This is a genomic window from Leptotrichia sp. oral taxon 847, assembly GCF_001553645.1.
In the GTDB taxonomy this organism is placed as follows: domain Bacteria; phylum Fusobacteriota; class Fusobacteriia; order Fusobacteriales; family Leptotrichiaceae; genus Leptotrichia.
In genome coordinates this window covers 1,978,991-1,991,449 of the sequence record NZ_CP014231.1, presented here as the reverse complement: position 1 = coordinate 1,991,449, position 12,459 = coordinate 1,978,991, and the positions used below count along the sequence as shown (strand labels likewise).

Genomic DNA, 12,459 nt, shown 5'->3' with positions numbered 1-12,459 from the left:
CGCCATTTCCCCTTATAATCCCCACGCTCGTCTAAGCATTTTTTTGAAGCAAAGCCGAAACTCACTTCGTTCAGACAGTCGTCTTTACTCCAAAAAAATCACGACACCTTTTGTACAATAGTAGAATTTAAACCGTCGGAGCATTTTTATGTGTTGACAAAACTGTTTGAGCACGATTAGTGCGAGTTTTTTGTCAGCACATAAAAATGTCGAAGACTAGCCGGGGTGCAGGGGTGCGGCGATGAGCACTTCTGCTCAAAAAAGAAAAAATTATTTTAGTAACTTTGTGGATTAAATAAGAAACTTAAAATAGAAATTTTTATTTACCCCTAGACATTTTACTTTAAAATTAAAAATTATTTGACTTAATTGACTTTTTTTACTATAATATTAATATAATAATATTTAGGAGGAATTTAAAATGAAAATTGTAGTTTTTGATGCGAAACCATATGATATTGAGTTTTTTGACAAATGGAACAAAAAATTTGGTGCTCAAATTACATATTTTGAAGAAAAATTGAGCTTAAAAAATGTGATGCTTACAAAATATCAAGATGTTGTTTGTACATTTGTAAATGACGATTTGAACGAAAAAGTATTAAACATACTTTCAAAAAATGGAGTAAGAGTTATTGCAGCAAGATGTGCAGGTTATAACAATATTAACTTAAAAGCAGCACGTGAAAACAGAATTACTGTTTTAAGAGTTCCAGCTTATTCACCATATGCAGTAGCTGAACACTCACTTGCGTTACTTATGTCAGTAAACAGAAAAACTCACAAAGCCTATAACAGAACAAGAGAAGGTAACTTTAGTCTAGCAGGATTGACTGGAATGGACTTAAATGGAAAAACTGCTGGAATTATAGGAACTGGTAGAATAGCAAGAATTTTCATAAAAATCTTAAATGGTTTAGGAATGAAAGTTATTGGTTATGATAAATTCCCAAATGAACAAGCTGCAAAAGAAGGAAATTTCACCTATGTAACATTAGATGAATTATTCGCAAAGTCTGATGTAATCTCATTGCATTGTCCTCTATTCCCTGAAACAAGACACACAATTAATAAAGAAACCATTGCTAAAATGAAAGATGGTGTTATTATAATTAATGCTGCCAGAGGTGGATTAATCGATACAGAAGCATTAGTTGAAGGATTAAAAGATAAAAAAATTGGTGGTGCAGGACTTGATGTTTATGAAAACGAAAGTAGTTATTTCTTTGAAGATGAGTCAGCAAGCGTTCTAGAAGACGATTTGCTAGCTAGATTATTATCGTTTAACAATGTTGTTTTGACTTCTCATCAGGCATTCTTGACAAAAGAAGCACTAGATAACATCGCTGAAGCGACATTTAACAACATTTTATCTTATGTTAAAGAAGAACCATTAGTAAACGAAGTTTGGTACAACGAAGAAACTGGTAAAGTTGTTGAAGGTTTGAGAAAATAACTATTGTCTAGTTTCACTTTTTAAAAACTTAAAGAGAGGCTGTTTTTTTAGGAGCAGCTTCTTTTAATATTTATATTTTCTTGAAAATGCAAAAAATAAATAAAATATAATTTTTATTTTAAAAAAAATTGTATTAATAAAAAAGGAAAAAAGAGAGGTAAAAATATATGGATTTATTTGAAATAAAAAAACAACAGGAACAAAATAATATTGACATTGAAGAAATCAGGAGGCATCTTTGACCCAAAAAATTTAAAGAACGAAATTGATAATTTGGAAAAAAAGACTTTTGAAAATGACTTTTGGAATAAAAAAGACAGTAAAGAAATATTAAAAAATATGAATAACAAAAAAAAATTACTAGAAGAGTACAACATTTTAAAAAATTCCTATGAAGAAGTTGACACAATTATAGAATTTCTCGAAATGGGGGATAATTCTTTTGAATCCGAATTAGAACCTAAAATATTGGATTTAGACAAAGAAATAAAAAATTTTAAGACAAAATTACTTTTAAACGAAGAATATGATATGAACAGTGCAATTCTTACGATAAATGCCGGCGCTGGTGGAACTGAGGCATGTGACTGGGCACAAATGCTCTATAGAATGTATGACAGGTGGGCAAATCATCACAAATTTAAAGTAGAAGTACTTGACAGTCTAGCTGGGGAAGAAGCAGGAATTAAAAGCATTACGCTAAATATTAAAGGAAATTATGCTTATGGGTATTTAAAGGGAGAAAAAGGTGTTCATAGGCTTGTCAGAATCTCACCTTTTGATTCAAATGCTCGTAGACATACTTCTTTTGCCGCTGTAAATGTCATTCCTGAAATTGACGATGAGGTGGAAATTGATATTCGCAGTGAAGATTTGAAAATTGATACTTATCGTGCGAGCGGCGCTGGTGGTCAACATGTAAACACAACTGATTCAGCAGTTAGAATTACACACCTTCCCACAAATACAGTCGTAACTTGCCAAAATGAACGCTCTCAATTAAAAAATAAAGAAACAGCAATGAAAATATTAAAAGCGAAACTATTTGAACTGGAAATAGAAAAACGTGAAAAAGAAATTTCCGATATAAAAGGTGCAGAATCAAAAATTGAATGGGGAAGCCAAATTCGTTCATATGTGTTTCAACCTTACAAAATGGTTAAAGATCATAGGACTAAAGCTGAAGAAGGGAACGTTGAAAAAGTTATGGATGGAGACATTGATTTATTTATAAATGAATACTTAAATTTTTATAAATCTAAATAAATATTGGGGGTCTATTCCCCCAAAAATTTTTCTATAGCTTTTGCAACTCCGTTGTTTTCATTTGTGTCAGTTATATAGTTTGCCGCTTCTTTAGCCATTTTAGTCCCATTTCCCATAGCTACTCCAACTCCAGCAAATTCTAGCATTTCAATGTCATTATTTCCATCTCCAATTGCCATAACTTCTTCACGTGAAATGTTTAACTTTTTAGCCAATTTTTTTAACGCTACACCTTTATTTGCGCCTTTTGGTAATGTTTCGTAAATATGTTTTTGACTTAGTACGCCGCTACATCTGCTATTTATCAATTCTCCTCTATCTTTTACAAATCTTGCAATTTCATTTTCATTACCCAAAAACATTGATTTAAAAAATGTATACTTTCCACTTGTCGCTTCTTCAATTGAAATTGGTTGAACTTTAACATACACTAGTCCTCCATCTTCTTTCGTATATTCATTTGCACTTTCTCCGATTACAAAATAATCATCGTCATTTGAAACCGTCAAATCCACATCATACCCTTTTCTTAATTCATTCAAATACGCAACATCTTCTTTTGTGATTTCTTCAAAAGCAAGTAATTCCCAATCTGTAGTCTTATGAACTGAACATCCGTTATTTAAAATCACATATTCGTTGAAATTATATTTTTCAAGCTCCAGTTCCCTGTAAGGCGGTAATACCCCATAAAGCGGTCTTCCTGTACAAAGAACTACTTTTACTCCAACTTCTATCGCTTTGTGAACTGCTTTTTTCTGTGGTGAATCAACGTGTTTTTTCTCACTTAATAAAGTTCCATCCATATCAATTGCTATTAGTTTTATCATTTTTTTATTTCCCTTCATTATTAATAGACTTAATCATAATTTTTTCTAAAAAAAATTAAAAGTTTTAAAAATAAAAACTATTAAATAAGCCCAGCAATATTTAAAATTTTAAGTATTTAATAAAATACGCCAAAATACTATTTTTGTAATATTTTAGCGCATTTATTAGAAGTTAAGCCTCTTTGTCTTTTGCCATCATATCTTTGACTTTCATAAGCCTTGTTATACTTCCTCTTTCATTTTCATCCAATTTCATTTGAATAAAACTGATAGTTTCTTCTAATTGCGGAATTGTCATATATTCTAGTGCATTAACACGCCGTCTTGTCTTCTCAACTTCATCTGCCATCAACTGACATGATTTTTCAACTTCTGCCAGCTCCAGCAAATTTTTCATAACTTTATTTAAACCTTCAATTGCATCATCCAAATCTGCCGAAGTCTGCGCATATCCATAAGGGTACGCAATTTCTTTAGATTCAGTTTGATTAAAAGTCATTTTAGGTACATTTACACTCATCACATTTTTAGTCTTAATATCTACACCTAATTCCTGCTGTGAAAAAGTAATCGCATCTTCCAGCATCTCATCTGACATAACTCCACGAGCTAATAAAAAGTCCTTGAACGAATCCTGTAATTTACCTTCAACTTTTAACCTCAATTTTCTATTTTCTTTCACCAAGCCTATAAATTGCCGCATAAGCTCATCTTGTTTGTCCTTTAAAAGCTTATGTCCACTTGTTGCAGTTTTTAGACGGACTTTTAGTCTTGACAATTCCATTCTAGTGGGATTTACATTCAACTTTGCCATAATTATTCATCACCTTTTGGTAAATATTTTTCCAGATATTCATCTCTAATTCTCTTAAGCTCTGTTCTTGGCAATATTTTTAACAAATCCCATCCTAAATTTAGTGTATCTTCAATTGATCTGTTATTTTCAAATCCTTGTGCCACATACTGCTGCTCAAACGCATTTGTAAATCTTACAAACGCTTTATCTGTTTCAGATAGCGCCGATTCTCCCAAAATTACTGCAAGTTCTTTAGCTTCCTTACCAGTCGCATAAGCTGCAAACAACTGGTTCATCGTATCAGCGTGATCTTCTCTCGTTTTTCCTTTTCCAATCCCTTTATCTTTCAATCTTGAAAGCGATGGTAAAACATCAATTGGTGGCATCAAATTTTGTTTATACAAATCTCTTGATAAAATAATTTGCCCTTCCGTAATATACCCCGTCAAATCTGGAATTGGGTGAGTCTTATCATCTTCAGGCATTGTCAAAATAGGAATTTGCGTAATTGAACCTTTTCTTCCCTTAATTCTTCCAGCTCTTTCATAAATTGTTGATAAATCGGTATAAAGATATCCTGGATAACCACGACGCCCTGGAACTTCTTTTCTTGCGGCCGAAACTTCTCTTAACGCTTCACAATAGTTAGTTAAATCAGTAAGTATTACCAACACGTGCATATCCTTTTCAAATGCCAAATATTCAGCACAAGTAAGAGCCATTTTAGGAGTTGCAAGTCTTTCAATCGCTGGATCATTTGCCAAGTTCATAAACAACACTGCTCTATCAATTGCACCCGTTTTTGTAAAGTCATCAATAAAGAACTGTGCTTCTTCAAATGTAATTCCAATTGCTCCAAACACAACTGCAAATTTTTCATCTTTTCCTAAAACTTTTGCCTGTCTTGCAATTTGCAGTGCCAAATCAGCGTGCGGCAGACCTGAACCAGAGAATATCGGTAATTTTTGCCCTCTTACAAGCGTATTTAGTCCATCAATTGCTGAAACTCCAGTCTGAATGAACTCTGATGGATAATCACGAGCAACTGGATTTATCGCAACCCCATTAATATCTAGTGTCTGTTCTGGTATAATTTTAGGACCATTGTCTTTTGGTCTTCCAAGCCCATCAAATACACGTCCTATCATATCTTCAGAAACTCCAAGGGATAATGGTCTTCCCAAAAATCTAACTTTTGAGTCTTTTAAGTTAATTCCAGCCGAATTTTCAAATAATTGCACAACCGCTTTATCTCCACTAACTTCCAAAACCCTACCACGACGAAGTTCTCCAGTTTGAGTCTGAATTTCTACCAATTCTTCATATGTAATTCCTTCCACTCCTTCAACTACCATAAGTGGTCCTACTATTTCTTTTATAGTTTTGTATTCTTTAAGCATTTAATGCACCTCCTCCACTGATTAAATTATCAATTTCTTCAGTCAACTCTTTTGAAATTTCATCGATTTTATTTAATTCAGATTCTGGCAAATATTTTGCTCTGGCAATTTTTTCTCTTACCGCTAACTCTGAAATTTCGCTTAGATACGCTCCATTATCCAAACCTCTTATTCCTTCATCATAAAATTTCAAAACTAACTCTAACATTTTATCTTGTTTTTCAAGTGAAGTATAAGTATCAGATTCCATAAAAGCATTTTGTTGCAAATAATCTTCTCTTATTGATTTTGCTACTTCCAGTTTCAATTGGTCTTTTTCAGACAGAGTATCTTTTCCAACAAGTCTCACAATTTCTTGTAAACTGGATTCTTCTTGTAATAATGACATAGCTTTTGATCTATTTTTAGAAAACTCAGGTCCAACATTTTTGTCCATCCATCTATCGACTTTTGTTTGATACAGAGTGTAAGAATTTAACCAGTTAATCGCTGGAAAATGACGTCTATACGCCAAATTGGCATCAAGTCCCCAGAATACCTTAACGATTCTCAAAGTCGCCTGTGATACTGGTTCAGAAATATCTCCACCTGGAGGCGATACCGCACCAATAACTGTTAGTGCCCCTTCTCTTCCATCTTTTCCTAAACAAACAACATGTCCAGCTCTTTCATAAAACTCAGCAGCTCTCGAACCAAGATATGCTGGATAACCTTCATCTCCCGGCATTTCTTCAAGACGTCCTGACATTTCTCTTAATGCTTCTGCCCATCTCGATGTAGAATCCGCCATTATCGCAACTGAATATCCCATATCCCTAAAGTACTCAGCAATAGTAATTCCAGTATAGATACTAGCTTCCCTTGCTGCAACCGGCATATTTGAAGTATTTGCAATAAGTACTGTTCTTTTCATAAGTGATTCCCCTGTTTTAGGGTCGACAATTTCTGGAAATTCCATAAGAACGTCTGTCATTTCGTTTCCACGTTCTCCACAACCTACATATACGATAATTTCAGCATCCGCCCATTTTGCCATCTGGTGCTGCACAACTGTTTTCCCTGAACCGAATGGTCCTGGTACACACGCAGTTCCACCCTTTGTTACGGGAAAAAATGTGTCAATTACCCTTTGTCCTGTTATCAATGGAGCTTCCGGATTTATTTTTTTTGCATATTTTCTTCCCCTTCTAACAGGCCATTTCTGCATCATTTGAACTTCAACATCACCATTTTCAGTTTCGATTACTGCGACTGTTTCAGTCACTGTAAAATTTCCAGCTTTTATTGATTTTAGTGTTCCTTTCACTCCAACTGGCACCATTATTTTATGGCTTACAACTGATGTTTCCTGAACAGCGCCTAATATATCTCCCTCTTGAACTTTTTCTCCAGCTTTTAAAACTGGATCAAATTCCCATTTTTTAGTTCTATTTAATGGAGCGACTTCCACTCCTTTAGTTAAAAAATCTCCAGCAATATTCTGATATTCTTTTAACGGTCTTTGGATCCCATCGAACATCGCTTCCAGTAATCCTGGTCCCAATTCCACACTCAAAGGCTCCCCTGTTGTATAAACAGGTTCGCCTGGACCTATTCCCACTGTTTCTTCATATACTTGAATAGAGGCCTTGTCTCCTCTCATTTCAATAATTTCGCCTATAAGTTTACTATCAGAAACTCTTACCACATCATAAACATTGGCATTTTCCATACCCTCTGCAACTACAAGAGGTCCTGATACCCTAATAATTCTTCCTGTTTTCAACTAATCTACCTTCTTTCTTAAAATTTTGAAAACTATTATTCTAATAACTATAAAAAAATTAAAATATGTTAGAGCCAATTGCTTTTTCTACATATTCATCTATTTTATTTAATCCTAATCCAAGTGTTCCTTGATTGTTAGGAATGACAATAACTGCTGGCATTATCTTACCCGCATATCGCTCAATCGTTTCTTTTACCAAAGTAGCTATCTGCTCAGTTACAAAAATAATACCAAAGTTATCTTTTGCCATTTCATCTATAAAATGTCTTGCCTCTTCTTTAGTTATTACAGGATATACGCAAAGTCCCAGTGCTTTAAATGGTAAAATTGTATCTTTATCTCCAACAACACCTATTTTATGCATATGTATCACGCAGCCTTTCCCTTATTTTCTCTGAACTTATATTATTAATTTTGCTGACCATAATAAGTCTAATTGCATTGATTTCTCGCTCTTTTGCAACAAGATATGTAAATAGCGGCTCAGGTCCAAATACGATGTATTTAGATTCTTTAGTTAATTCCATCAAATAATTATCCGATATTTTTTCAAATTCTGACAATCTTTTTGTTTCGTTAAAAACTTCAACTCCTTTTACCAAATATGGTCCCAATCTTTCTTTTTTAAATTTATTCAAAATTGTTTCCGAACTGTCATTTAATGACGCCACAATTTTATCTTTTGAAATTGTCCCACCGTCAAATATTACACTATCCAAAAACTTTGCATTTCTATTTTGTTTTTGAACTCTAAATAAAGTTATTATATTTTGAAAGTCGATAAGTCCTTTGACGTAATCTGTTATGACTTTCACATCAATTTTTTTCGATAAATTCACTAAATTTTTGAAATAATATTTTTCCACAATAATATCAATTTTTTGTGGACTAAGATTTTCTTCCTTTTTTATTTCCGCAATTGCTTCCAAAATTCCTTCTGGCAAATCCAAACTTTGAACTTCAGATTTTGTCTTAAATTTTGTTATATCAACTGTTCCAGCATTCATCAATAAATTTGTGTTATCTTTTTCAAAAACTTTGCTTTTTATCAATACTTTCAAATTGTGATAGTCATATTTTAATGACAAAATATCAACAACTTCTTTATTTTTAGACATATTGCGAACTAACGAAAAAACTCTTTCAGTTTCCCTTTTTAAAATTTTTTCATAATCTCTACTATTTTGAATATCCATCATATCTTGAGAATACTCAGTTTCCGATAATAATTTCAAAACTTCTTCGCAAGTTTCAGATTCTATCATTCGCTCAAGCCTATTTTTAGTTAAGAGTCTTTTTTCTAATACTCTAATAGTTACGACACTTTGACCGTAATCCATTCTATTCATATTTTTTCTCCCTTAATTTCCCAAAACTGCAAAATATTTTAAATTTACAATTTTCAAGTAATTTACAGCTAAGTTTATCTTCTTATGAGAAAAGAAGTTTCGAAATTTCCACTTCCAATTCGTCTCTCATAAAATCTATTTTTACTTCAAAAGTATAATTCTTTTGAACACCATTTTCCTCAATGATAAATCCTGAGCTTACAAATTCATTTTCTTTAATTTTAGCGTCTTTAAACTCTTTTTTTACATCTTGTAAAAATTCTTTTTTTACAATTAATTCTTTTGAAGAAATCGAATTTTTATCAATGTTTTTGTTTAAATACGCCATGTAATCTTCTTTTGTCATATTTGCTAATTTTTGTTTTAACTTTTCTATAACTTTGTCAATTACTATTTGTTTTGCTTTTAATTTTTCATTTCTTATTTTCAAATTTGCACTTGATTTTATTCTATCAGTCAAAAGCACTTGCTCTTTTTTTGCTGTTTCAAGAATTTTTTCTTTTTTTTGTGCAACTTTTTTCATACTTGTTTCATATTTTTTATCCGCTTTTTCTTGTGCTTCACTCACAATCTGCTCTCCAGCAATTTTTGCATCATTTAAAATTTTTGATGTCAAATTGTCAATGTTAGACATCGTCTGCCTCCTTTTTTGTAAATTTTAATAACTTTTTTATTCAACTAAAATTTACCTAATAACATAATAGATACTACGAATGCAAGTAGTGCATAAGTTTCAACCATTACCGCATAAATAATACCTTTTGTATTTTGTTCTTCATTTTTTGCAAGTAAGCTAATTCCTGATGCTGCTACTCTACCTTGTGCGATTGCTGAACCGTATCCTGCGATTGCGATTGGAAGACAAGCCATTAAAATTCCTAAACCATTTGCAACAGTAAGATCTTTAGTTATTTTTCCCAAAACCATAAGTCCAATAACGAAACCATATAACCCTTGTGTACCTGGTAACAATTGTAATACTAGTGATTTCCCAAATTTTTCAGGTTCTTCACTCATAAGTCCTGTTGCCACTTCTCCAACTAATCCTACTCCTTTAGCAGAACCAATTCCTGCTAATAATGTTGCTAATGCCGCTCCTAATGTTGCAAATACAGCACCTCCATTTTGTGCTAAAAATTGTGATAAATTCAAATTCATTTTATTTCCTCCTAATAATTATTTACTATTTATAAATTAATCTTTAAATTTATTAATCTTTTAAATTTATTTTTTTAGTTTCTGTTCTAAAATCTTTAAAAGGTCTTCCTCCACCTTCATAAAATTTTCCAAAATATTCTACATACATAAGTCTTGATGTATGAACATATGCACCCAAGAACGATAAAAACATATTAAATAGATGTCCAAATACTAAAATCACAGGTACAAATATCATTCCAGCCCAATTTCCCGCAATCATTCCTGCAATCATATTAATTGCCGATGCGATAAATCCACCAGAAAGCCCTAGCGCCATAAGCCTTGAATAAGACACAAAATCTCCAATATAACTTGAAATACCATAAAGACTATATAATCCGCCACCTAGTTTTGCACCGACACTTTTAGCTTCTCTTCCACCCGTAAGTATAATTCCAACCATTCCTAAAATCATCACCCACATTGAAACTTGAGTTACAACAGGCGATAAATTCTTCAATTTGAAAATTAAAAATACAATTCCACCTGCAAGTGACATATACCAAAATAATACATCATAAATTGCATCAAGCGATTTTCCATCACGAATTAACATATACGCTTTTATTCCAAGTCCAACAAAAATATGAACAACTCCAAATACAATAGAACCTATAAGAAGTGTATTATATTCGCTGGAAGGATCAATTAAACGCCACATTTTTGGTATTGTTGCACCAAAGTACGAACCGTATAAAAATCCCCAAAAGATAACTGAAAAACTCAAATAAAAGAAAAATTTAACTGATTTTCTCATACTATCATTAAGATTTACAATTCTTAAAGTGATGGCTGTTGCGAGTAAAAGCACCAATCCATATCCGACATCCGCTCCCATCATACCGAAAAATAAAATATAAAATGGTGTAAATAATGGTGTAGGATCAATTTCGTTATATCTTGGATAAGCGTACATCTGTGTAAGAGTTTCAAAATTAGTCGAAATTCTACCATTTTTTAATTTAATTGGAACCGTTTCATCATCTTTTTTAGCTTCTTCAAAACTTACATAATAGTTTCCATTTGTTTCTTCTCTTATCAATTTTTCAAATTCATCTTTTTTTGATGTTGGTATCCATCCATTAATAATATTGGTATTTTCTGTCTGTGCTAATTTTTCAGATTCAGTAATTCTCAATTTTTTATTTTGTAAATATTCATAAATTGCTTCCAAATCTGTTAAATCTTCACTATATGATTTGATTTTTGATTTTAATTTTCTTTTTTCCTTTTTTAATTCAGAAATTTCTTTTTGCAACTTATCTTTGTAATCCTGAGGAATTGCATCTATATCCAGATTTGCCACAGTAAAACTGCTATCTCTAAATACTTCAGACAGCTTTTCGGCTTCATTTTCTTCAATAAGTGAAATTACAAGATAATAAACTTCATCTTTTACAATTTTCAACTCTTCATAATAAGTATTACTCAAATTTGAAATTTGTTCAATAAATGTGCCTTTTAATTTTAACGGCACAGTTCCTAAATAAGAATTAACTTTTTTTAATTGCTTTAATTCTTTTGGATTGACATCAAGTCTTTCCCATAAATCAATTTCATCGTACTTGTTATATTTTTTAGAAATTTTACTTTTTATATTGGCGTACTTGGCTCCAATACTATTTAACTCAGAAGATATTTTTTTCCAATCGTACGACAAAACTTTTTTAGACAATTCATCAAATGTATAATTTTCATTCCCTTTGATAACGTCTCTTAATCGAGTTTTTTTTACATCATATTTTTTTATCAAGGAAATTGCACTACTAACTTGATGAAGTCTCTCTTCAATATGTGTCAATTCTTCATTGTTCACATATTTTGTCACGCCTTCGATTTTATTTTCATTGATTTCATCATTTTCATCATCATTTAAGTTTACATCGACAAAATTGACTTCTTTAAATTTTTGAAGTCTTTTTAGCACTTTTGCTCTTTTGGAATCAAAAATGACCAAATCAAATTTACTCATCTTTACTATTGCCATTATTTTACAATCCTCTCTGCCAATAAATCAACGACTTTTTCTATTTTTGCGTCATCAATTTCAAGAATTTTTTTTATATTTTCTGCTTCACTATCTAAAAGAAACTTAACTTTTTCTTTGGCTTTTTCCACTGAAGTTTTTTTTATATTTTCTGCTTCTTTTGATGCTTGTGAAAGCACTTTTTCACTATCCGACTTTATTTTCTCGTCGATATTTTTCAAAATATCCTTTGCAGCATCGTTTGAGTCCATAATAATACCATCCGCTTCTTTTTCAGCAGCTTTTATTTTTTCTAAAATTTCTTTTGCCAAGATATAACCTCCTTCGCTTTTTAAATATTCATTAAAATAATTTTAATATTTTAATGCTCAATTTATGACCAAAAAGTCATTAACTACTCCTATAAT

At 31.8% G+C, this 12,459-nt stretch carries 12 protein-coding genes; 2 read left to right on the top strand and 10 right to left on the bottom strand.

Annotated elements, in window-relative coordinates:
* The first annotated feature begins 421 nt into the window (after positions 1 to 421).
* Positions 422 to 1,456 carry a 2-hydroxyacid dehydrogenase gene (locus tag AXF11_RS09400; RefSeq protein WP_068157553.1) on the top strand — a complete coding sequence of 345 codons (1,035 nt, stop codon included), beginning with the start codon at positions 422 to 424 and terminating at the stop codon, positions 1,454 to 1,456.
* 167 nt (positions 1,457 to 1,623) lie between these two features.
* Positions 1,624 to 2,722, top strand: a protein-coding gene (gene prfB / locus AXF11_RS09395) for a peptide chain release factor 2 (RefSeq protein WP_231724698.1) whose coding sequence is annotated in 2 segments (ribosomal slippage) — positions 1,624 to 1,686 and positions 1,688 to 2,722 — 1,098 coding nt in all. Because the reading frame shifts where the segments join, the coding sequence is not laid out codon by codon here.
* 11 nt (positions 2,723 to 2,733) lie between these two features.
* Here prfB and AXF11_RS09390 read toward each other — a convergent pair.
* The 10 genes from AXF11_RS09390 to AXF11_RS09345 all read right to left on the bottom strand — a co-directional run bounded on the left by AXF11_RS09390 (position 2,734) and on the right by AXF11_RS09345 (position 12,363).
* Complete coding sequence (locus tag AXF11_RS09390; RefSeq protein WP_068157547.1) at positions 2,734 to 3,552, bottom strand: Cof-type HAD-IIB family hydrolase; 819 nt, start codon at positions 3,550 to 3,552, stop codon at positions 2,734 to 2,736.
* 172 nt (positions 3,553 to 3,724) lie between these two features.
* The gene (locus AXF11_RS09385) at positions 3,725 to 4,366 is read right to left on the bottom strand and encodes a V-type ATP synthase subunit D (RefSeq protein WP_068157542.1); all 642 of its coding nucleotides are present in this window, start codon (positions 4,364 to 4,366) and stop codon (positions 3,725 to 3,727) included.
* A gap of 2 nt (positions 4,367 to 4,368) precedes the next feature.
* The gene (locus tag AXF11_RS09380; protein ID WP_068157539.1) at positions 4,369 to 5,748 is read right to left on the bottom strand and encodes a V-type ATP synthase subunit B; all 1,380 of its coding nucleotides are present in this window, start codon (positions 5,746 to 5,748) and stop codon (positions 4,369 to 4,371) included.
* A complete protein-coding gene (locus AXF11_RS09375; protein ID WP_082729412.1) occupies positions 5,741 to 7,513 on the bottom strand; it encodes a V-type ATP synthase subunit A in 1,773 nt (590 codons plus the stop codon). The genes AXF11_RS09380 and AXF11_RS09375 overlap by 8 nt, the downstream gene beginning before the upstream one ends.
* Before the next feature lie 58 nt (positions 7,514 to 7,571).
* A complete protein-coding gene (locus tag AXF11_RS09370) occupies positions 7,572 to 7,880 on the bottom strand; it encodes a V-type ATP synthase subunit F (RefSeq protein ID WP_068157535.1) in 309 nt (102 codons plus the stop codon).
* Complete coding sequence (locus AXF11_RS09365; protein WP_068157533.1) at positions 7,873 to 8,865, bottom strand: V-type ATP synthase subunit C; 993 nt, start codon at positions 8,863 to 8,865, stop codon at positions 7,873 to 7,875. Before AXF11_RS09365 ends, AXF11_RS09370 begins: the two co-directional genes overlap by 8 nt.
* 82 nt (positions 8,866 to 8,947) lie before the next feature.
* On the bottom strand, positions 8,948 to 9,499 hold the full coding sequence (locus tag AXF11_RS09360) for a V-type ATP synthase subunit E (protein ID WP_068157530.1): 552 nt from the start codon (positions 9,497 to 9,499) through the stop codon (positions 8,948 to 8,950).
* 44 nt (positions 9,500 to 9,543) lie between these two features.
* Entirely contained in the window at positions 9,544 to 10,023 is a 480-nt protein-coding gene (locus tag AXF11_RS09355) for a V-type ATP synthase subunit K (RefSeq protein ID WP_068157527.1), read from the bottom strand.
* A 52-nt stretch (positions 10,024 to 10,075) separates the two neighbouring features.
* On the bottom strand, positions 10,076 to 12,052 hold the full coding sequence (locus AXF11_RS09350; RefSeq protein ID WP_068157525.1) for a V-type ATP synthase subunit I: 1,977 nt from the start codon (positions 12,050 to 12,052) through the stop codon (positions 10,076 to 10,078).
* Positions 12,052 to 12,363: an ATP synthase subunit G gene (locus AXF11_RS09345; protein WP_068157521.1), complete on the bottom strand. Its 312-nt coding sequence runs from the start codon at positions 12,361 to 12,363 to the stop codon at positions 12,052 to 12,054. The genes AXF11_RS09350 and AXF11_RS09345 overlap by 1 nt, the downstream gene beginning before the upstream one ends.
* Between the last annotated feature and the right edge of the window lie 96 nt (positions 12,364 to 12,459).